At 46.0% G+C, this 22,400-nt stretch carries 20 protein-coding genes; 14 read left to right on the forward strand and 6 right to left on the reverse strand.

Annotated elements, in window-relative coordinates; translation table 11 throughout:
- Positions 1-109: 109 nt before the first annotated feature.
- A complete protein-coding gene (locus tag CI959_RS11715) occupies positions 110-2,788 on the reverse strand; it encodes a calcium-translocating P-type ATPase, PMCA-type (RefSeq protein WP_005854258.1) in 2,679 nt (892 codons plus the stop codon).
- Positions 2,789-2,910: 122 nt separating this feature from the next.
- On the opposite strand from CI959_RS11715, the gene CI959_RS11720 reads away from it, so the two are divergent.
- From CI959_RS11720 to CI959_RS11730, 3 genes are all read left to right on the forward strand, one after another.
- On the forward strand, positions 2,911-3,246 hold the full coding sequence (locus tag CI959_RS11720) for a DUF6565 domain-containing protein (protein WP_005854260.1): 336 nt from the start codon (positions 2,911-2,913) through the stop codon (positions 3,244-3,246).
- Between the two features lie 19 nt (positions 3,247-3,265).
- Positions 3,266-4,240, forward strand: a complete 975-nt coding sequence (locus CI959_RS11725) for a S9 family peptidase (RefSeq protein WP_011966749.1) — start codon at positions 3,266-3,268, stop codon at positions 4,238-4,240.
- A 114-nt stretch (positions 4,241-4,354) separates the two neighbouring features.
- On the forward strand, positions 4,355-4,849 hold the full coding sequence (locus tag CI959_RS11730) for a DUF4251 domain-containing protein (RefSeq protein WP_005854264.1): 495 nt from the start codon (positions 4,355-4,357) through the stop codon (positions 4,847-4,849).
- Here the strand turns inward: CI959_RS11730 and CI959_RS11735 are convergent.
- Entirely contained in the window at positions 4,835-5,761 is a 927-nt protein-coding gene (locus CI959_RS11735) for a TIGR01212 family radical SAM protein (protein ID WP_005854266.1), read from the reverse strand. The two genes, CI959_RS11730 and CI959_RS11735, sit on opposite strands and share 15 nt — an antisense overlap.
- 80 nt (positions 5,762-5,841) lie before the next feature.
- On the opposite strand from CI959_RS11735, the gene CI959_RS11740 reads away from it, so the two are divergent.
- From CI959_RS11740 to CI959_RS11750, 3 genes are all read left to right on the forward strand, one after another.
- Entirely contained in the window at positions 5,842-8,016 is a 2,175-nt protein-coding gene (locus CI959_RS11740; protein WP_005854268.1) for a S9 family peptidase, read from the forward strand.
- 3 nt (positions 8,017-8,019) lie between these two features.
- On the forward strand, positions 8,020-8,865 hold the full coding sequence (gene lipA / locus CI959_RS11745; protein ID WP_005864229.1) for a lipoyl synthase: 846 nt from the start codon (positions 8,020-8,022) through the stop codon (positions 8,863-8,865).
- A gap of 63 nt (positions 8,866-8,928) precedes the next feature.
- On the forward strand, positions 8,929-10,047 hold the full coding sequence (locus tag CI959_RS11750) for a hypothetical protein (RefSeq protein ID WP_005864231.1): 1,119 nt from the start codon (positions 8,929-8,931) through the stop codon (positions 10,045-10,047).
- Between the two features lie 5 nt (positions 10,048-10,052).
- Here CI959_RS11750 and CI959_RS11755 read toward each other — a convergent pair whose 3' ends face one another.
- Positions 10,053-10,553: a metallophosphoesterase gene (locus CI959_RS11755; RefSeq protein WP_005864233.1), complete on the reverse strand. Its 501-nt coding sequence runs from the start codon at positions 10,551-10,553 to the stop codon at positions 10,053-10,055.
- Positions 10,554-10,611: 58 nt separating this feature from the next.
- On the opposite strand from CI959_RS11755, the gene CI959_RS11760 reads away from it, so the two are divergent.
- The 3 genes from CI959_RS11760 to CI959_RS11770 all read left to right on the forward strand — a co-directional run bounded on the left by CI959_RS11760 (position 10,612) and on the right by CI959_RS11770 (position 14,581).
- Positions 10,612-12,690 carry an RNA degradosome polyphosphate kinase gene (locus CI959_RS11760; protein ID WP_057317424.1) on the forward strand — a complete coding sequence of 693 codons (2,079 nt, stop codon included), beginning with the start codon at positions 10,612-10,614 and terminating at the stop codon, positions 12,688-12,690.
- 5 nt (positions 12,691-12,695) lie between these two features.
- Entirely contained in the window at positions 12,696-13,379 is a 684-nt protein-coding gene (locus tag CI959_RS11765; RefSeq protein ID WP_057317425.1) for a hypothetical protein, read from the forward strand.
- A gap of 197 nt (positions 13,380-13,576) precedes the next feature.
- A complete protein-coding gene (locus CI959_RS11770) occupies positions 13,577-14,581 on the forward strand; it encodes a DUF4837 family protein (protein WP_057317426.1) in 1,005 nt (334 codons plus the stop codon).
- A 116-nt stretch (positions 14,582-14,697) separates the two neighbouring features.
- Here the strand turns inward: CI959_RS11770 and CI959_RS11775 are convergent, their stop codons facing one another.
- The gene (locus CI959_RS11775) at positions 14,698-16,095 is read right to left on the reverse strand and encodes an rRNA cytosine-C5-methyltransferase (protein WP_057317427.1); all 1,398 of its coding nucleotides are present in this window, start codon (positions 16,093-16,095) and stop codon (positions 14,698-14,700) included.
- Positions 16,096-16,148: 53 nt separating this feature from the next.
- Here CI959_RS11775 and CI959_RS11780 point away from each other — a divergent pair, with 53 nt between their 5' ends.
- The 5 genes from CI959_RS11780 to CI959_RS11800 all read left to right on the forward strand — a co-directional run bounded on the left by CI959_RS11780 (position 16,149) and on the right by CI959_RS11800 (position 21,510).
- Positions 16,149-16,853: an SAM-dependent methyltransferase gene (locus CI959_RS11780; protein ID WP_005854278.1), complete on the forward strand. Its 705-nt coding sequence runs from the start codon at positions 16,149-16,151 to the stop codon at positions 16,851-16,853.
- Positions 16,854-16,863: 10 nt separating this feature from the next.
- The gene (locus CI959_RS11785) at positions 16,864-17,466 is read left to right on the forward strand and encodes an acyltransferase (RefSeq protein WP_022192807.1); all 603 of its coding nucleotides are present in this window, start codon (positions 16,864-16,866) and stop codon (positions 17,464-17,466) included.
- Between the two features lie 14 nt (positions 17,467-17,480).
- Positions 17,481-19,757, forward strand: a complete 2,277-nt coding sequence (locus CI959_RS11790) for a GH92 family glycosyl hydrolase (protein WP_008780005.1) — start codon at positions 17,481-17,483, stop codon at positions 19,755-19,757.
- A gap of 207 nt (positions 19,758-19,964) precedes the next feature.
- Positions 19,965-21,338 carry an MATE family efflux transporter gene (locus tag CI959_RS11795; RefSeq protein ID WP_036628612.1) on the forward strand — a complete coding sequence of 458 codons (1,374 nt, stop codon included), beginning with the start codon at positions 19,965-19,967 and terminating at the stop codon, positions 21,336-21,338.
- A complete protein-coding gene (locus CI959_RS11800; RefSeq protein ID WP_005854287.1) occupies positions 21,307-21,510 on the forward strand; it encodes a hypothetical protein in 204 nt (67 codons plus the stop codon). The genes CI959_RS11795 and CI959_RS11800 overlap by 32 nt, the downstream gene beginning before the upstream one ends.
- A 20-nt stretch (positions 21,511-21,530) precedes the next feature.
- On the opposite strand, the gene CI959_RS11805 is transcribed toward CI959_RS11800, so the two are convergent.
- Both CI959_RS11805 and CI959_RS11810 read right to left on the reverse strand, forming a co-directional pair.
- Positions 21,531-22,133: a sugar O-acetyltransferase gene (locus CI959_RS11805; protein WP_057317428.1), complete on the reverse strand. Its 603-nt coding sequence runs from the start codon at positions 22,131-22,133 to the stop codon at positions 21,531-21,533.
- A gap of 28 nt (positions 22,134-22,161) precedes the next feature.
- Positions 22,162-22,392 (reverse strand): hypothetical protein, encoded by a 231-nt coding sequence (locus tag CI959_RS11810; protein ID WP_005854290.1) that lies wholly within the window; start codon positions 22,390-22,392, stop codon positions 22,162-22,164.
- Positions 22,393-22,400: the final 8 nt, after the last annotated feature.

The raw sequence follows: 22,400 nt of genomic DNA on the forward strand, positions 1-22,400 counted from the left end.
GGAATAAGGAAATAGCTATTTATAGCTAGGTTGATATATTATATAGGTGTACTATTTTCAGTTGTAGAGACGGAGCGTGTCCCGTCTCTACAAGTTGTACAATATATATTTATCTTTTGGATAACCTGAATAACTCACCGATCCATAAAACTAGAGAGGAAGATCCGATAATAATCGCCCAATCTCTCAAGGACAAAGGTATTACGCTAAACATCTCGCCTCCAAAAGTGACGATCAGGTATTGACCGATCAAAATCAGTAATGCAACTAGCAAGAAACTTTTACTATCCTTTAAATTGGCGAAAGCGGAACGTCCTTCCATAAAAGCCTTCGCGTTAAACATATTCCAGAACTGTAGCATCACGAAGAAGCTGAAGAACCATGATAAGTCGTGTGGCGTTAAGCCGTCTTGCGCATGGAAATAGAACAACAAGCCCATCAAGATTACGACAAATGCGAATCCGACACCGAAAATATTGTAAGCCATCGGGCGAGTGATAATGAAATCTCCATCCTTACCGCTCCGGCGAGGTTTATCTTTCATCACTCGTTCATTCGGTGGGAGAGAGGCCAATGCTCCGGCTGCGAATGTATCCATGATCAAGTTTACCCATAACATCTGCGTGATGGTCAAAGGTGATTCCGTACCTAATAAGGAACCTAATAATACGATCAGACAAGCGGCAACATTGATGGTCAATTGGAATAACAGGAATTTCTGGATATTCCGGTACAAGGAACGTCCCCACATCACCGCACGGGTAATGCTACTGAACGAGTTATCGATAATCGTGATGTCGCTGGCTTCCTTGGCGACGGAAGTACCGTCTCCCATGGAGAGGCCGACTTGAGCAGCTTTCAAGGCTGGGGCATCGTTTGTCCCGTCGCCGGTAACCGCTACCACAGCGCCTTTTTGCTGTAATAATTGTACCAAACGCTGTTTGTCCGTAGGACGGGCACGACACATGATCTTCAAGTCTAAGACACGCTCCAAGGCCTCTTGGTCGCTAAGCGCCTCGAATGCGGGACCTGTTATAATGTTCCTGTCGCTATCATCCGTTTTCCACGTACCGATCTGCCGTCCGATTTCTTTGGCCGTACCCGGTGTATCTCCCGTAACGATCTTCACGTTGATACCTGCGTTCAAGCAACTTTGAACAGCGGGCGGCACGTCCGCACGTACCGGATCGGAGATCGCTACAATACCTAAATACGTTAAATCCGTATCATGCAAACGACCCTCCACGAAGAAAGTCTCATCCTTTCCATCCTCGATAATTTGGTAAGCGAAGCCAAGCGTACGCATCGCTTGGTTCTGGTAATCCAATAATTGTTTTTCGATGCCGGCTTTACATTCCGCCACCGGTTTGCAAGTTCCGTCTATCGCCACCCGGTTACTTTTGGCCAGTACGATTTCGGGAGCACCTTTCACGTAAAGTACCTTCTTGCCGAGTAACGGTGATTGTACGATTGTAGCCATATATTTCCGTTCCGTAGAGAAGGTCAATTGATCTAGGATCGTAGCGTTCTCTCTTAATTCCAGATAATTTTGGTGTTGTCCGTTCAACCAGAGTAAAAGGGCGGCCTCCGTCGGGTTTCCAAGGGTTTTTACCTTTTCTTCCGAGAAATCGAGGAATGCCGTGGAGTTCGTGGAGATACCTTCTTTGATCAGGTTACTTAACTCATCCTCCCCAAGCTTTTGTTCTTTCAGGTTGTAGAAATTCGTTTGGTAGACTTGCATTTGATTCTGTGTCAACGTTCCGGTTTTGTCCGTACAAATTACGGTAGTTGCTCCCATGGTCTCGCAGGCATGCATTTTGCGGACAAGATTATTCGTCTTCAACATACGGTTCATGCTGAGGGCCAAACTTAGCGTGACACTCATCGGTAATCCTTCCGGAACGGATACCACGATCAACGTAACCGCTACCATAAAGTAGTTGAGGATATGGGCGATGATGTCCATCGCCGGCATCCCGGGGAAGCTATCCGATAAAAGGAATTTTACGGTCAAGGCGATGAACGTCACTCCGGCGATCGTATATCCGGCTTTGCTGATCACTCCGGCCAAACCTTTCAATTGGATCTGTAAGGGAGTCTCTACATCGCTCTCGATTTGCGAGCCTTCGTAGACCTTACCGTATCCGGTAGCATCACCCACTTTTTCCACTTGCATGACGCCATGTCCGTCCACGACCGTCGTTCCTCGCATGACTACATTGGACGGATAAGTCGCTTCCGTATCGAAATCCGCCTCGTTTGTTGTCTTGCTAATAATCGGTTCACCGGTTAGTGTGGATTCGTTGATCTGTAGGGAAATGGCTTCAAGCAAATGTCCATCTGCGGGAATTTCCTCACCTGTCTCCAAAACAACGATATCGCCTACGACGACCTCTTTTTTCGGTATTTGGCAGATATTCCCGTCACGGATTACCTTCACTAAAATATCATCATTGACTGTATTCAAGATATCGAATGCCTTGTTCGCTTTCACCTCGAAGAAAAAGCCCACGCAACTGGCAAGCATGATAGCGAAGAAAATGCCGATCGGCTCCAAGAAGGCCGTAAAACCTTTCGCCTCAGGTCCCCAGCAATGTACGCCAGCGATTATCATGGACAAGAGCCATGCCACTAATAATATACGAATAATAGGATCTTCGAATTTCTCCAAGAATTGGCTCCATAACGAAGCTTTCTGGGGCGGGGTAAGTACATTCTCGCCGTGAAGGCGCCTGCTCTCTTCTACTTCTTGTTTGGTTAATCCTCGGTACTGATGTTTTTTCTCCATAAATTTATTAATCTGATTAAGAAAATAGGATAGCAAATTACGTAAAGTTATACGACATATACAAGGGTTTAACCTTTTTGCATATATTTGTGTTGTATAACGAATTAATTTTTAATTAAAAGATGAAGAAAGTACTATTCATGTTATTGGTTATGTTCGCTTTGAGCGCCTGCCAATCAAAGGATTCATATGTGAAGGAGTTTAGTGATTTTGTAGATAAGGTGGAAATGGAGGCCGCTGATTATACCGATAAGGACTGGAAGAAGGCGGATCTGAAATTCTCGGATCTATCCACGAATCTTTACGCCAAGTTCGAGGAAGAGTTAAACGCTGATGAGAAAGCGGAGATCATTAAATTGCAAGCGACATACGCCGGATTGAAAATGAAAGCGGGCGTGAAAGACGCTGCCAAGAAAGTGGATAAGTTCTTGGATGGTTTGAAGGAAGGAACAAAATAACCTCTAATACGAAAATAAGATGAACAGAAATTGGGTGTATTCGCTATTTGCTTTATGGATCGTCTGCTCGTTCGCTTGTACGCAGCCTAAACCTGTGGCGAATGTGGAAGTTCAGAAAGAGAATTTCGTATTCTCTATAAAAGGGACAGACACATTGTCCTTGGACAAGTATGAGTTACCTTCTATATCGCCCGCCTCAAAAAAGCCTGTGATGATTTTTGCTTTTGGCGGTGGGTTTAAAGGGGGAGATAAGGCGGATAAAGGATATATTCCCTATTTCGAGTTCCTCGCCCGAAACGGATTTGTGGTCGTTTCTACGGATTATCGTACCACCTTGAAGAATCTGGATCCTTCTAAAGTCTCTTCTCCGATGGACTTTATCGCGGCCTTGCAGCATGCGATCGATACGGCGGTAGAGGATTTTTATGATGCTACCGGTTTTGTGATCAACCAAAGCTCGGATTGGAACATCGATGTGGAGCAGATCGTAGCGAGCGGTTCGAGTGCCGGGGCGATTACGGTATTGCAGGCAGAGTATGATTTATGTAACGGACATGAGTTGGCGAAAAGGCTACCGGCAGGTTTCAACTATGCCGGTGTGATCTCATATGCCGGTGCGGTCTCTGGTGTGCTTCCTCCACATTGGGAAAAGATGCCTTGTCCGATTATGCTATTCCATGGCGATGCGGATAAAACCGTTCCTTTTGAACAAGCCGCTATGGAGAACCTCGGCGGTTTATGGGGATCATCCGCTGTAGCGAAAAGTCTGGAAAATCTTCAAGCTTCCTATTATTTTTATAAGGTAGAGAATGCGGGGCATGAGATCTCTGGGCTCCCTATGTCCCGGAACCAATACGATATCATGAGCTTCTTGAGCCGTCAAGTCTTAGGCGATGAGAATTTAGCGATCACGACAGACGAACGTGTTCCCGGTGATACGATCGTACGGAAAGATTTTACCGTACAGGATTATATCTTGGATAATTTGCGTTAATATGATAATGAAATATAAACAGCCTTAATTTGACCTTTTTAGATTAAACTATTCACCCGAAGGATTGTCTTTACTATATAGAGTGATTAATAGTGTGTTTAGTTTATTAAGGTTATGAGATTAACAAGGTTAGTTGGATTTTTAGGGATTGTCCTTTTTTGTGCAGGGCAATCCCTTTTTGCTCAAAGTAAGCAAGAGCGGAAGGAGCAAAAAGAGAGAGTAGTGAGGGAGATCGTGGATAGCGGTCGTATTAAGATCGATGTGGATCGTGCCGTACCGATGGCCGGGAGATCCGTCAATCTTACTTCCCCCTACTCATTGGAAATACATGGTGACTCGATCCTGTCTTATCTTCCTTACTTTGGACGTGCTTACTCTGCTCCTTATGGTGGTGGAGAGGGCTTGACGTTTAAAGAAGTGGCGACAGAGAAGGAGCAAACCTCTGAAAAGAAAGGTAGTTCCGAAATCAAGTTCCGTGTAAAGACCAAAGAGGATGTATACATGTTTCGGGTGGAAGTCTATCCGAATGGCTCGGTGACAATCAATGTGACACCCGTGAATAAACAGGCTATTACCTTTTATGGTGATGTCGCCTTAGACTTGAAATAGTCGTCCTTGCCGTGTATCTCTTTCCTCGATCCGCTTATTTACCTTAGCGGTAAATTCGAAATTCTTTAAACCCCAATCCGGTGCGATCAGTAGCTCTTTGGGGGATTGTGATACGAACCTCTCTACTACGATAGAGGGGTTCAGTCGTTCTATGAAGTCAATCACTAATTCGATATATTCATCAGCCGTATATAAATGGAAATCAGAAGGATCTTCCTTGAACTCTTTCGCCATGCGGGTATTCTTGATTAGCTGCAATTGGTGCAGTTTAAGTGTCGTGATCGGGAGGCGTGATAAGACATCCGCATGGTGTAATGTTTCATCCCTACTTTCTCCCGGTAGTCCGAGTATCAGGTGTGCCCCGGTGTAAATACCTTTTGCCGCCGTACGACGGATAGCGGATTCCGATTCTTCATGGGTATGCCCTCTGTTTATGCGGACTAAGGTCTTATCAAGCGTACTTTCCAATCCATATTCAATCATGACGAATTTTCGCTGGGAAAGCTCCGCAAAATAATCCAATAAACCTTCCGGCATACAGTCCGGACGAGTGCCGACAATCAATCCTTCTACTCCGGGATAGGCAAGCGCTTCCTCATATTTGAGAATAAGAGAGTCTAATCGGTCGTATGTATTCGTGTAGGCTTGGAAGTAGGCCAGATACCGCATATCCGGATATTTGCGGGAAAAAAAACGTACGCCTTCCTCTAATTGCTCGGTAACGCTTTTCTCCGTATGACAGTATTCTGGACTGAATGTTTGGTTATTACAATAGGTGCAACCGCCCCATCCTTTAGACCCGTCTCGGTTCGGGCAGGTGAAGCCTGCGTTTATGGAAATCTTCTGAACCTTGAATTTGAATAGATCCCGTAGAAAATCCCCAAATTCATAATATCGTTTAGTTTTTTTCATAAGACAAAGATACGATTTCTCGCAATTTGAATCACTTTTTTATGCTAACTTCGCGTTTCAATCTGAAATAAAGAGTATAAATGAAACGATTAGGTTTTAGTTTATTGCTTTCGTTGGCCGTATTCGGAAGTGTGGCCGCACAAACCGGAAGCAAGCATGTTGACTTAAAAGAAATAACCGATGGGAAATTTCGTCAAGTGACGGCTATCGGAGAGATGCGATCCCTGCCGGATGGAGAACACTACACAGCCATGAACGCCGATAAGAGTATGATCATTAAATATTCCTATCGTACGGGAAATCCTGTGGATACATTGTTTAATGCCCGTAAAGCTCGTGAATGTACCTTTACGGATTTTGATGGATATACAATCAGCAGCACCGGGCATCATATCTTGGTTTGGAGGGATACGGAGTCTATTTATCGTCGCTCTACCAAGGCTGTGGTTTATGATTATGACGTACGTCGTAATTATGTGAAGCCTATTTCCGATGCCAAGGGTAAGCAAATGATCCCGACATTCTCGCCGGATGGTCGTATGTGCGCTTATGTACGGGATAATAATATTTGGATACGTAAGTTTGATTTTGATACCGAGGTACAAGTTACCAAGGACGGTGAGTTGAATAAGATATTGAATGGTATCACGGATTGGGTGTATGAGGAAGAATTCGCGGTGACAAATCTAATGGCGTGGTCTCCCGATAGCGAGTATCTGGCCTTTGTCCGTTTTGACGAGTCCGAGGTGCCCGAATATTCTATGCAGATGTATGGTGAGGGACTTTATCCGGGGTATTACGAATATAAATATCCGAAGGCCGGGCAGAAGAATTCAAAGGTCTCCGTACATTCTTATAGCGTAGTCACCAAAGACACGAAAGAGATGAAGGTCCCGGTAGAAGGCGACTTCTATATTCCCCGCATTACTTTCACGCAGAATCCGGATCAGTTGGCTATCATGACATTGAACCGCCAGCAGAATGTATTCAATATGTATTATGCAAATCCGAAGAGCGGTGTGTTCCGTTTGATCTTGCGTGAGGAAAATAAATGCTACGTGGATTCTGATTGGTTGACTTCCATCCAGTTCTTGAACAATGGGTTTACCTATGTGAGCGAACAAGATGGCTATTCCCATATTTATTTGTATTCCCCGACAGGTGTTATGCAACGTCAGGTAACTCAAGGGAACTGGGATGTCACGAAGTTCTTGGGCGTGGATGAGAATACGAAGACTTTCTATTACGAGTCTGCCGAGGAAAGCCCGATCCGCCGCTCTATCTATAAGATCGACGCGAAAGGCGTGAAGACAAAACTCTCCACGGAAGAGGGTATGAACAAGGCGGTCTTTAGTGACAATTTCGCTTATTTCGTGAATACCTATTCCAACGCGAATACCCCGGCGAAGATTACAGTGAATGAGACGAAGACCAAAAAGGAACTACGTGTCCTGCAAGATAACGCTGCGTTGAAGAGTAAACTGAAGGAATATGCTTTTGCCAAGAAGGAGTTCATGAAGGTACATACGGCCTCGGACTATGAGTTCAACGCTTGGATCGTAAAACCCGCTGATTTTGACCCGTCGAAGAAATATCCGGTGATGATGACGCAATATAGTGGCCCTAACTCCCAGCAAGTATTGGATCAATACGGTTTCGATTGGGAGCAATATCTGGCCTCAAATGGTATTATCGTGGTATGTGTGGATGGTCGTGGAACCGGTGCCCGTGGTGAGGCATTCCGTAAATGTACTTATTTGAGAATGGGCGAGCTGGAATCCAGAGACCAAGTGGAGGCTGCGCAAGCGTTAGGCAAGTTACCTTATATCGATAAGGATCGTATCGCGATCTGGGGTTGGAGTTTCGGAGGTTATAACACGTTGATGGCCTTGAGTACCGGAAACGGAACGTTTAAGGTGGGTATCGCTGTAGCTCCTCCGACGGACTGGAAATATTATGACTCCGTTTATACGGAGCGTTTCATGCGTACCCCGCAAGAGAATTTCGAGGGCTATGCGGCTACCTCTCCGTTACGCCGGGTGAAAGACTTACAAGGCAAGTTATTGCTGGTTCATGGAACCGCCGATGATAATGTTCATTTTATGCAAACAATGGAATATGCCGAGGCTTTGGTTCAAGCCAATAAGCAGTTCGATATGCATGTTTATAAAGATCGGAATCATAGCATATATGGTGGTAATACCCGTTACCATTTGTATACGAAGATGGCTAATTATTTATTCAATAATTTGTAAGACATGGCGCAGCATTTAAGAAAGCCGGATTGGTTGAAGATCCGGCTTGGCGGAAATGAGCAATTCACGAAGACAAAAAGTATTGTTGAATCTCATTGCCTTCACACAATATGCACAAGTGGTAAATGCCCGAATATGGGTGAATGTTGGAGCCGGGGAACAGCTACATTCATGATCGGTGGTGAGATCTGTACTCGCTCTTGTCGTTTTTGTAATACGCTAACGGGTAAACCTCTTCCGTTGGACCCGAAAGAGCCTGCGAATGTAGCGGAGAGCATCCGTTTAATGAATCTCAAGCATGCGGTGATCACGTCCGTTGATCGTGATGACTTACCAGACTTAGGCGCTTCTCATTGGGTAAATACGATCCGTACGATCAAAGAGGTGAATCCTCAAACGACTGTGGAAGTCTTAATCCCGGATTTTCAAGGACGATTGGATCTGGTTGATCAGGTCGTGGATGCGGCGCCTGAGATTATCTCCCATAATATGGAGACTGTACGCCGTATCAGTCCGCAAGTGCGTAGCGCCGCAAAGTATGACGTGAGCTTATCCGTTTTACGACGAATCGCTGAGCGGGGTGTGGTAGCCAAGACTGGTATCATGGTCGGACTGGGCGAGACCGAGGATGAGGTGCTTGAATTAATGGATGATGTTTTGCTGGCGGGTGTTTCTGTTTTAACAATCGGGCAGTATTTACAGCCCTCTCGCAAGAATATTCCCGTCTCTGAATATGTGACTCCTGAATGCTTTGAATATTATAGACAACAAGCCGTTGGCAAAGGTTTTAAGAAAGTAGAGAGCGCTCCGCTGGTACGCTCGTCGTACCATGCGGAAAAGCATATATGATTCATGAACTTTTGACAATCTTTGTTGTTATTAATATAAAAGTGGACTAAAGGGGGGGAAGGAATGAACAGAGTAAAGAAAGGTCTAGATAATCAGGCGATAGGTTTATTGCCATTGTTGTTATTCATGTTTTTGGATAACTATTTTTCTTATTTATTATCTTTTATAATTGGGGTTACTTTCTGTTTTGTTTGTATTTTTTTGTTTCAGGTGTTGAGCAAGGATAAGGTATACCAATTTATGCTTCTGCCATCGGCGGGCACATTGGTCTTATATTCCGTATTTCTTTGTCTCAAGCTTGAACCTGTGTTGTTTATATACTCTCCTCTTATCACGGAAGTATTACTGGTCGTGGCGTTAGCGATCGTGGGGTTCACGAGGAGAACGGTCATACAACGTATACGCGATTCGAAACGTCCCTCTTTTAAACGTACTTTGCTTCGTACTACCTTGAACGAATTTTATTTCCTCGCTCAGTTGGTACAGAACCTGTACACGTTGCATCTTTTCATCATCTTGTTATATAGTATCTTGCCGGAAACGATGCAGAATATGCGTACCGAACGTTTTTTATACCGGGAGTTGGGATTGGTAATCGGTGTTTTGGTCATTGTTTATGAGCAAATACGTTTGTCCTTGATGCAAGGTAGCTTGAAAAAGGAAATGTGGCTTCCCGTATTGAATGACAATGGGAAGGTGATCGGTTGTATCGCACGTTCGGTCAGCCGCTCTTTACCGAAGAAATACTATCATCCGATCGTGCGTATCGCCGTTGTTTATAATGGTATGTTATATCTGGTGAGACGAAGTAAGGATGAGTTTGTCTCTCCGGATACGATGGATTATCCGTTCCATAATTACGTGCTCTTCCGACATAGTATAGATAGCACGGTCAAAGAGACTCTCGGAAGTTTGGCGCAAGATAAATCAATTGCTCCACGCTTCCTGATCCGTTATACATTTGAGAACGAGAAGGTGAAACATTTGGTATCTCTCTATGTTATTTGTTTACGTACGGAAGAGCAATTAAATCAATGTAAGCGCCGTAGCGGAAAGCTTTGGACAGCGAAACAAATCGAGGAGAACTTGAGCTCCGGGGTGTTTAGCGAATATTTTGAGAAAGAGTTCGCTTATTTGCAAAATACGATTCTTTTCGCCGAGAGTTTCTGTTGCGGTAACTAATCATCTTATAATGCCCGATTCCCTAGCTCTATAACTTCCAAATCTTTGATATCCTTTCCCGCAATAACGAAACGTAATAAGGTACGTACTTGATGAAAGCCACTTTTTCCAGCCGCTCCCGGATTCATATGCAGACACTTCAAGCTTCGATCGAATACTACTTTCAGGATATGCGAATGTCCGGAGATGAATAGATTTGGCCGTGTATCGTATAATTCTTTGCGGATCTCGGGATTGTAGCGGCCCGGATAACCTCCGATATGAGTCATCATAACGTTCACGTCTTCTACCTTGAAATGAGCTACTTTAGGATATTGCAGGCGAATGGCTTGTCCGTCTATATTTCCGTATACGGCCCTGAAAGGTTTCAATGCCTCGAATTTCGCGGCCAAAAGATCGGAGCCTATATCGCCCGCATGCCAGATTTCATCGCAATCTTTAAAATATTCGGCGTACTTATCATCCCAGTACGCATGGGTGTCTGAAAGCAATCCAACTTTAATCATAACAATTTCTTTTATTGCTCGAAAGTATCTATATTTACACGCCTAAGATAAGAATATTATGGAGAATTCATATCAATATTTTAAACGGGACTTAAGCTGGTTGTCGTTTAACTACCGTGTCTTGCTGGAAGCGGAAGATGATACGCTGCCTATTTATGAGCGTATTAAGTTCCTTTCTATCTATTCCTCGAATCTGGAAGAATTTTATGAGATCCGGGTTGCGGAACACCGGGGGGTAATCATGAAAAAGAATTATTCGGAGGAGAGCGCAGCTGAGGCGGAAGAGACCTTGGCGGCTATCACCCGGGAGGTTAACCGCCAGCAACGGGACTATTACCGTATTTTCTCGGAGAAGATATTGCCGGAATTGAATCGCCAGAATGTTTACTTATACCAGAATGAGAAGCCGGAACCTTTCCATGAAGAGTTTGTCCATAATTTCTTTAATGAGGAGGTTTTCCCATTCCTGTCGCCGGTCATGATTCAAGCCGGTGATATACGTACGTTCATCCGGGATCGTCGGCTTTACCTTGTGATCCGTATGATTAAGCGGAGCAAGCGGATGAATGAGCCGGGCTTCGTACCCGAGTATCATTATGCGTTGATGAAGATTCCTTATGCGAAAGTTCCCCGTTTTATCGAGTTGCCTCAGCATGACGGGAAATATTATATCATGTTTATCGACGACATTATCCGTGCGAATTTACAGAATGTTTTTCCCGGTTATATTATTGATGGCTGTTACAGCATCAAGATTTCCCGGGATGCGGATATTTATTTGGATGATGAGAGCCGGGCGAATATCGTGGAGAATATCCGTAAGAAGGTGAAGAAGCGCAAGATCGGAGCCTTGAGCCGTTTTATGTATGATCAAGCGATGCCGGGTGATTTTCTGGCTTTTGTTTGCGATGCCTTTGGTATTACGTCGGAGGACTTGGTGTTAGGTGGACGATATAATAATTTGCAGGACTTGATGAAATTGCCGAATCCGGCAGGAAAGCATTTGGAGCAGCAGCCACCGGTGCCTATGCGTGTGCCTTTCCTTGATGAGATGGGGTCGGTATTCAAGGCCGTGAAGAAGCGGGATATCTTATTGCATTTCCCTTATGAGTCGTTTGATTATTTGATCCGCTTTTTGATGGAGGCGGCCTTTGATCCGAAGGTGGATGAGATCAAGATTACCCAGTATCGAGTGGCAGAGAATTCGGCCGTGATTAATACGCTGGTCAGCGCTGCCCAGAATGGTAAGAAAGTGACGGTATTTGTGGAATTGAAAGCCCGTTTCGACGAGGAGAATAATATGAGTACGGCAGAGCGTATGGAGCAGGCCGGTATTCGTATCATTTATAGTATTCCGGGCTTGAAAGTACATGCGAAGGTTGCGGTCATTCTTCGGAAGGATACGTCCGAGGGACTTAAACGGCGTGATTTCGCCTATTTGAGTACCGGTAATTTCAATGAGAAGACGGCTAAGATCTATTCGGATATGGCGCTGTTGACTTCGAATACGGAGATTATTACGGATATCAATAAAGTATTCGCTGTTTTGGAAGGGCGTATGAAAGAACCTACTTTCCGCCATTTGTTGGTGGCCCGTTTCAATATGGTCTCGGAATTGACTGGTAGGATTCGGCGGGAGATCGAGCATGTGCGGGAAGGCCGAAAAGGACGGATCATATTAAAGATGAACGGACTGCATGACCAACATATGATCGAGGAACTCTATCATGCGAGTGAGGCGGGGGTAGAGATCGATCTGATTGTTCGGGGGATTTGTTGCCTGGTACCGAACCAACCTTATAGCGCAAACATCCGGGTTACTCGTATCGTGGATATGTTTTTGGAGCATTCACGGGTTTGGTATTTTCTGAATGATGGTCAGGAGGATCTTTTCCTTACCTCGGCTGATTGGATGCGTCGGAATTTGAACCGACGGATCGAGACGGCTTTCCCGATCCTTGATCCGGATCTGAAGAGGGAGATAATCGATATCTTGAATATCCAGCTAAGTGACAACGTGAAAGCTTGTTATTTGGATGGCGAGTTACGTAATAATTTTAAGTGTGATGATAATCCAGTAAAAGTGCGTTCGCAATTGGCTATCTATGATTATCTGAGAAATAAATCCATGCGGTAATCGGGATGGGGGAGTTTTGGGGATTTGTTGATTGGGGGGCTGGTTGCTTAGCCTTGATCGTGGCGGTGGTATTTAGCTTTTTGTTGGGAGTACGTACGGGACGTATCCGGGAGAGAAATGAATCTGTCCGTTCTCGCATTCGGCAGAATAAAGCGAATATGTATCGCTATAAACAACAATTAGCCTCCTATCAAGAGCAAGTCGTACGCTTGGAGCGGGAACGGGATTCTCTGGTCATCCGCTCGGAGGCTTATGACCGGATCGAGACGGAGCTGACGGCCTATCGCCAGAAGATGGAGCAGTTGGAGAGAGAGATCCTTGTTCTTTCCGGCGATAATAACTTATTGGACAATGCTACCGGAAAAGTAGATGTGGATGTACCTAAGCTTTTATGTGCCCTTAAAGATGATCCTCTCCATGTGAATCCAAGTAAAGAGGAATGGTCTGAGATTATTGGTATGACCGATCTTCTGTTTAATAACTTCTTAACCGATCTGAGAAATAAATACAGTATTACCCGCCATGAGCAGGAAATATGTTGCTTGATCAAATGGAATTTCTCCCGAAAGGAGCAACTAGCCGTGTTTAATAATACTCCGGATGCGTTAACCAAATCGAAAGGCCGTTTAAAAAAACGTCTAGACTTGGATGAAAAGACGGATTTGGATGCTTATGTTCGTTTATTATAAAGCTTAAAGTTATTTTGTTTGTCGTGATTGTCCGGCAATATTATCCGTTTATCTCCCATTGCGTGGTTTATATGTGTGATTATTAGTTGTTTGATGTTCGCTTGTTTTGTCCGGTACCATTTCTTTCCTCTTTACGATCCTTCCTGTACTTTTGCGGTGTGTGATTTAATTTTTAAGAACGAATAATCAGGAATGCTATGAGAACACAAATTGTACTACTATGGATCAGCCTTAGCCTAATGGTGGGGTTTTCCGCTTGTGATTGGACTTCGTCCTCTCCGGTGGCCTCGCTACGGCGGGCTACCGGATGGCCTTTCGAGGTGGTGGTTGTAATGGATCGAGACGCATGGAATGGTGAGGTGGGGGAGTTGCTGCAAGAACAATTGCGAGCGCCGATTCCTGCTTTGCCTCAAGCGGAAGCATCTATGCGTGTCACCTATTCGGAGCCATCGGGCTTTTCCGGTTTATTACGATACGTACGAAATATCTTGATCGTATCCGTAGATCCGAATCGGTATACGAAAGCTGGAACAAGAGAGAGTCCCGATGAATGGGCCAGCGGTCAGAATGTTGTGACTCTGTATGCTCCGACTACCGCTGCTTTAACCGAGTTCCTTTTATTAAATGAAGGACGGTTGGTCAACCATTTCAATCGAGTGGAAAGGGAACGTTGGATAGTTGGACTTTCTAAGAACCATAGCAGTTGGATCAATGAGAAGTTGAAGTCCCGTTTCGGTATTTCGCTGTTCGTGCCGGAAGATATGTCGGCCTATAAGGAAGAGACCGATTTCTTTTGGGGCTCGAATAACGCAAATCGGGGACGGACTGATATCTTGGTATATAGTTTTCCCTATACGGCTCAAGAGGCATTTACCGAAGATTATCTGGTCGCTATGCGTGATTCTGTAGTGAGGCGGAACGTACCGGGCTCTTTCCCGAATTCTTATATGAAGACTGAGAAGCGCTTCGAGCTTTCTTACGAGCCGATCACCTACCGTGGCGAATACCGCGGCGTATTGCGTGGTCTTTGGCGTATGGAAGGAGATAAGATGGGCGGCCCGTTCGTCAGCCATGCCCTGCTCGACAAGAAAAAAGGGCGGGTTATCGTAGCGGAAAGTTTTGTCTATGCCCCGGAATCAAAAAAGGCGAACTTGATCCGCCGGATGGAGGCCGCCTTGTTTACGTTGCGATTCGTGGATTAGGATTGATTCTCTCACGTATATAGGCGTAACCTCATGCGTATATACGCATCGGCCTACACGTACGTAAGTGTGGTCTTATACGTATATACGTGTGGCTTTATGCCTATATAGTGGTCTTATCGTCCTAAAAATAGTTTGATTTCCTCCGGAATATATCCCGTCCGTATACGCCACTCTTGCGGATACAGGTTATTGGCCCGGTTGCCAAGGTTCTTTACAAAACCTAGCGGAAGTCCTTGGTAGCGTACCAACACATATCCCTTATCTGTACCGGAGGGTAAGACGAGCGCCTCTTTCTTTAAGAATTTAATAGCGTCTTCCCATTCCAGTTCTACGGATGGAAAGGCGTTGGGGGTTAAGGCAGTACTTAAAGCCAGCTCTTGAGATGGGATAAAGTCTTTCCCTTTCGCTTCTCCTAGGCAAATACCGGCGGAAAGTACCCGTAAAGGCTTGGCATTGATGAGTGAAAATAGATCCGAATGGGCTTTGGGATACGCTCGAAGGAAACTGTCGTTCCATTCGAGAGAAAATGAAGTTTCATCCGAAAGGAACAGACGGGCCTCCTGTGGGATGGACGGAGCGGCTTTTCCTCGCTCTTTTTTCCCTTTGGACTTGACACGAATTTCCTCGATCTCGCCTTCCGCTTTCCGGAGGGCGGCGAGGAAAAAGCCTTCGCCCCGTGTCTTATGCGGGAAGAAGCGGTAAACCGGATGTTCAAACCGGAGGGCGCCGGTGATCTGCCATTCCTCTTGGGTAGGGATAGGCAATGCCTCGGCTCCCAGCTCCTCTATTATATAATGTATGTTCTCCTCATCCTCTTCCGTATTATAGGTACATGTACTGTAGATCAAGATACCTCCGGGTTTCAAGGCGTTCCAGATATCATGGATGATGCGCCGCCCACGGGAGGCGCAAAGCCGTACGTTATCTACGCTCCATTCGCCTGTGCTATCCGTATCTTTCCGGAACATGCCCTCACCGGAACAAGGTACGTCGGTGACGATCACGTCGAACAGATGAGGCAATGCCTCGCCGATCTCCTCCGGGTCATTATTGATAACGATCGTGTCCGGGTGGCCCCATTTAGCGATATTCTCGGCCAATACATAACTCCGGCTGCGGATCACCTCATTGCTCACTAACAGGCTTCCATCCGGCAATAAGCTCGCCAGATGCGTGGACTTGCCACCCGGGGCGGCGCATAAATCCAGGCAACGTACCGGCTCTTTCACGTATGCCTTGATCGCTTGTTCCAGAAACATGGAAGACGCTTCCTGCACGTAATAGGCCCCCGCATGGAATAGAGGATCGAAGGTGAAAGACAACCGTTCCGGCAAATAAAAACCGCTCTCGCACCAAGCGACTGGAGCACCTGCTTTGGGAGCGGAAGTCCCTTTCATCGGGTTGATACGGATACTTACGGGAACATCAGCGCTTAACGCTGCCTCTAAACGATCGAACTCCTCGCCAAGTAAAGCCCGTGTACGGGTAATAAAATCAATAGGAAGTGCCATGATTATTCTGTTAGTTTGCGGCAAAAATACTACTTTCGCGGAAAACAAACAGTATGCGAGCATCTCTTTTCCTTATACCAGTTACCTTGGGCGATACGGAACATCGCCGTGTTTTACCAGAGTACAACCGTGACGTGATCTTATCCATCCGGCATTTTATCGTGGAAAACGTGCGTACGGCACGCCGTTTCTTGAAAAAGGTGGAGCCGGGGATCGTGATCGATGACTTGACATTTTATGAGCTGAATAAACATACCTCACCGGAACAAGTAGCTGGTTATCTGGCTCCTTTGGCGAAAGGCGAGAGCGTTGGCGTGATCTCGGAGGCGGGTTGTCCGGCGATCGCTGATCCGGGTGCTGACGTAGTGGCTATCGCCCAACGGAAGGATTATCCGGTGGTACCGTTGGTCGGGCCTTCGTCTATCTTGATGTCGGTGATGGGATCGGGCTTTAACGGACAGAGTTTCGCTTTTCACGGTTATCTGCCGATTGATGCTTCCGAGCGAACGAACACGATCAAGAAATTGGAGGGAAGAATTTATTCCGAGCATCAGACGCAATTGTTTATCGAGACTCCTTACCGGAATAATAAACTGGCCGAGGAGTTGATCCGTACGTGCCGTCCGTCTACGAAACTGTGTATTGCCTCGAATATAACGTGTGAGGATGAGTATATCCATACTCGCCCGGTCAAGGAATGGGCGGGTAAAGTTCCCGATCTGAGCAAGAAGCCCACTATTTTCCTAATCTATAAATAAAAGGATTGATATGAGTTATCAAGCGCACGAGACAGCGGTAATCGATGCCGGTTGTGAGATCGGGGAAGGAACCCATATCTGGCATTTTTCCCATATCATGACGGGATGCGTGATTGGCAGGACGTGTAATATCGGCCAGAATGTAGTCGTATCGCCGGGCGTGGTCTTAGGGAATAACGTGAAGGTACAGAACAATGTGTCTATTTATACGGGGGTGATTTGCGAGGATGATGTGTTCTTGGGGCCTAGTTGCGTGTTTACAAATGTAACCAATCCGCGTAGCGCTATCTCTCGGAAAGACCAGTATAAGGAGACGGTGATTGGCAAGGGGGCCTCGATCGGAGCTAACGCTACGATTATTTGTGGACATACAGTCGGGCGGTATGCCATGATCGGTGCCGGGGCGGTGGTAACGAAGGATGTTCCGGCTTATGCGCTGGTCGTAGGAAATCCATCCCGCCAGATCGGTTGGGTAAGCGAGTACGGCCATCGCCTTGTATTTGACTCCGAAGGATTCGCCACCTGTCCGGAAAGCGGCCAACGTTACCGCCTACACAATCACCAAGTTGATGAGACGGGGCACGCCCCGTCTCATCAATACAGACAATATTAATATTCTATACAAACATGAAAACATCTTTTTTCAAGAAAGGAATCTTAGCGATGGGGATAGCTTGCTGCATGCAGCTTTCCGCCGTAGAGAATCCTGTAGACTACGTGAATACGTTAGTCGGTACCCAATCCAAGTACGAATTATCTACCGGAAATACCTATCCGGCCACGGCCATGCCTTGGGGTATGAACTTCTGGACTCCCCAGACCGGCGAGATGGGCAACGGCTGGACCTATCGTTACGATGCGGATAAGATCCGGGGATTCAAGCAAACCCATCAACCGAGCCCGTGGATGAACGATTACGGGCAGTTCTCCATTATGCCTACTACCGAAGGCTTGGTCTTCGACGAGGAGAAACGGGCTAGCTGGTTCTCTCACAAAGGCGAAGTGGCTACACCTTATTATTATAAGGTCTATCTGGCCGATCATGACGTGACTACCGAGTTGGTTCCGACGGAACGTGCGGCTAAGTTCCGCTTTACATTCCCGGAAACCAAGAAAGCGTATATCGTCATCGACGCTTTCGATAAAGGCTCTTATATAAAGGTATTGCCTGCGGAACGTAAGATCATCGGTTATTCCACGAAGAACACGGGCGGTGTTCCCCGTAACTTCAAGAATTATTTCGTGATCCAATTCGATAAGCCATTCACGTTCTCCTCTACGGTTAAGAACGGGGCGATCCAGTTGGATGAGTCGGAGGTGAAGACAAACCATGCCGGCGCTATCATCGGTTTTGAGACAAAGGCCGGCGAGGTGGTGCATGCCAACGTGGCTTCTTCTTTCATCAGCACCGAGCAGGCCGAGTTAAACTTGCGTGAGGTGGGAGATACTGGTTTCGATCAGCTAGTGACCAAAGGGAAGGAAATCTGGAACCGGGAATTAGGTAAGATCGAGGTAGAGGATACGAACATCGATAACTTGCGTACTTTCTATTCTTGCTTGTATCGTTCCTTGCTTTTCCCTCGTAGCTTCTATGAGATCGATGCCAAGGGCCAAGTCGTACATTATAGCCCTTATAACGGTGAGGTCTTGCCGGGCTATATGTTTACCGATACCGGTTTCTGGGATACGTTCCGCTGTCTTTTCCCCTTCTTGAACCTGATGTATCCGGAGATGAACCAAAAGATGCAGGAAGGTTTGGTGAACGCTTATAAAGAGAGCGGTTTCTTGCCGGAATGGGCAAGTCCGGGCCACCGGGATTGCATGGTCGGCAATAACTCCGCTTCCGTGGTAGCCGACGCTTATATCAAAGGCTTGAGAGGATACGATATCGAGACGCTTTGGGAAGCCTTGAAGCATGACGCGAATAGCCAACTGCCGAGAACGGCTTCCGGTCGTGTCGCTTACGAGGAGTATAATAAACTGGGTTATGTACCGAATAATATCGGTATCGGACAAAACGTGGCTCGTACCTTGGAATATGCTTATAATGACTGGACGATTTATACCTTGGGCAAAAAACTTGGCAAGCCGGCAAGCGAGATCGATATCTTCAAGCAACGGGCTAACAACTATAAGAATGTGTACGACCCAAAATATAAGTTGATGGTCGGACGCTCTGATAAGGGCGAGTTCAATCCGACTTTTAAAGGTACGGACTGGAGCCGTGATTTCTGCGAGGGAAACAGCTGGCATTGGAGTTTCTGTGTTTTCCACGACCCGCAAGGCCTGATCGACTTAATGGGAGGAAAGAAGGAATTCAATCATATGATGGATTCCGTCTTCAAGATGCCTAGTCGTTTGGGTATGGATAGCCGCGGTATGATCCATGAGATGCGTGAGATGCAAGTAATGAACATGGGACAATACGCCCATGGCAACCAACCCATCCAGCATATGGTGTATCTATACAACTATTCCGGCGAGCCTTGGAAAGCCCAATACTGGGTGCGCGAGATCATGCATAAGCTCTATACCGCTGAGGCGGATGGTTATTGCGGCGATGAGGATAACGGACAGACTTCCGCATGGTATGTATTCTCTGCCTTAGGCTTCTATACCGTATGTCCGGGTACCGACCAATATGTATTAGGTACCCCTTTGTTCAAATCCGTAAAACTCCATCTGGATAACGGAAAGCAGGTGTTGATCCAAGCGGACAAGGCTGATCGGGAGAACCGTTACATCAAGGGTATGAAAGTAAACGGCAAGACATATACCCGCAATTTCTTGACACACGAGCAGTTGCTAGGTGGTGCGAAAATTCAATACCAAATGAGCGATACCCCTAATAAACAGCGAGGTACTCAGGATAGTGATCGCCCCTATTCTTTCTCGTTGGAATAAGAAAACCATGATGCCCATTGTAAGCCTGTTACAATAGGCATTCTAAGCACCTTACGATGCCCATTGTAAAGACCTTACGATGGGCATTGTTGTTTCTTGTAGACTACCGCTTAAAATAATAGCGGGCGGGAATTGTTTTTTATTAGTGATTGATTACCTTTGTAGCGACTTATCCGTCTTTCTTAAATCCTTTTATTTGTTAGATGTATGGCAAACTCAAAAGAGATGACGGGGGGAGCTGTATTCCCTCTTCTATTCAGTTTCACGATGCCGTTATTGCTAGGGAACTTACTTCAGCAGACTTATTCTCTGATCGATGCCGCTATCGTTGGTAAATTTCTAGGTATTAATTCGCTGGCTGCCGTAGGAGCCAGTACCTCGGTGATTTTCTTGATTCTGGGATTCTGTAACGGATGTTGCGCCGGTTTTGGCATCCCGGTAGCTCAGAAGTTCGGGGCGAGGGATTATGCGACGATGCGCCGTTACGTGGCGGTGGGGTTGCAATTGGCTACGGTGATGTCCGTGGTGATCGCCGCTGTCTCCGGTTTCTATTGCCGGGATATCTTGCGGGGGATGCAGACACCCGGGAATATCTTCGATGGGGCCTATGATTATTTGTTTGTTACTTTTATCGGTATTCCTTGTACATTCTTCTATAATTTGTTGGCAAGTATCATGCGGGCTTTGGGAGATAGCAAGACTCCATTCTGGTTCTTGCTGTTCTCTACGGTCTTGAATGTTTTCTTGGATTTATTTTGCATCTTGGTACTAGGATGGGGCGTGATGGGAGCGGCTATCGCTACGGTTTTCTCGCAAGGGCTTTCCGCCATTCTATGTTATTTATATATGCTTCGGAAATTCCCGATCTTACGGGCTACTTCCTCCGAGGACCGAAGGTTCCATGCCGGGCTGGCCCGTACCTTGTTGGCGATGGGGGTCCCGATGGGATTACAATTCTCTATTACCGCCATCGGCAGTATCATGTTGCAGAGCGCCAATAATGCGTTAGGTACGGCCTGTGTCGCCGCCTTTACTTCCGCCGCCCGTATCAAGATGTTCTTCATTTGTGCTTTTGAGAGTTTAGGTATCGCCATGGCTACGTATTGCGGACAGAATTATGGGGCGGGAAAGCCGGAGCGTATTTTGCGGGGAATTAAAGTAAGTGCGTTGATGATGCTTACGTATGCCGCCGCTACATGGATGATCTTGATGCTGGGATCTCGTTCGTTGGCTTTGTTGTTTGTAGCTCCATCCGAGGTCGAGATACTGGACTATACGGAGCAGTTTTTGCATATTTCTTGCTGGTTCTTCCCGGCTGTCGGGCTACTGTGCATCTTGCGTTACGCGATACAAGGGGTAGGTTTCAGCAACCTTGCGATGCTCTCGGGTGTTTCAGAGATGATCGCACGTATCTTGGTGAGCTTGTATGCGGTTCCCGCTTTTGGATTCTTAGGCGTTTGCTTCGGTGATCCGTTGGCTTGGGTCGCCGCTGACTTATTCTTGATACCGGCGTTTTTGTATGTTTATAAAAAGATAAAGAAAAGATTAGATGATGAGAAAGTATCGGTGTCCGCAGTGTGATATCCCTTCTATGTATGTAAAGAATGCGGACGGGGAACGTCTTTTAGTGTATGTTTACGAGAATGGGGAGGTCGTTCCCAAAGATCCTACTGCGGATCTGTCCGGATTTGACTTGACAGAGGTATTTTGCCTAGGATGCTCATGGCATGGAGCGCCTAGGAAATGCCGGTGATTTTAATGGGTGGCAAGTTCTTATAAGTCTTCTTTGGGTAACTCTCTGATCACTCTACATGGGTTACCGACGGCCACGCTATAGGTGGGAATGGATTTTGTCACTACACTGCCTGCCCCGATCACGCTGTTCCGCCCGATCGTGATGCCGGGTAAGACGATCGTTCCACCACCAATCCAAACATTGTCTTCAATGGTGATGGGGAGGGCTTTTGTCCTGAAAAATAAATCCCCCGATCGTTCGTCCCAATCATTCACGAAGCGTTCGTTCGCATTTATCGGGTGCATAGCCGTATATAATTGTACGTTGGGGGCGATGAGGACGTTATTTCCTATTTTGATAATATTATCGTCTAAAAACGTACAGTTCATATTGATAATGACCTTGTCACCAATAAAGATGTGCTTCCCGCATTCGCAATGGAAATTTATATCAATGCTGGAATACTTGCCAATGCTTCCTAGCATTTGGCGTAAGAGGGCATCTCTTGTAGCGCTGTCGGTTATATTGGTTGCGTTCAAACGAGCGAGTAGGTTTTTCGTCTGAACGATCATTTGCAGGACTTCTTGATCCAGATGGTTGCAATACTCGCCCGCCAAGAACTTTTGATAATTTGTTTCCATAATGATTACAGGGATTTGATACGGTTATTTACATATGTTGAAGTTGTATATAGAAGACGATGAAAAAGGCGATAGTCGCAATCAGGGCGATAGAAGAATATAGACGGAAAGGCTTATCTTGTTTATAGCCTCCATAGGCTAGTCCTATCAAGGCGCACAGTAGTATACCAGTAGGGATGCCGAAGAAGCCTAAAACAATGACGCTAATAAGCATTACCCATCCCATGGCTATTAATATTTTACTTCTGATAGTTCTCATCTTTAGTA

This window comes from Parabacteroides sp. AT13, from assembly GCF_002272965.1.
Classification (GTDB): Bacteria; Bacteroidota; Bacteroidia; order Bacteroidales; family Tannerellaceae; genus Parabacteroides; species Parabacteroides distasonis.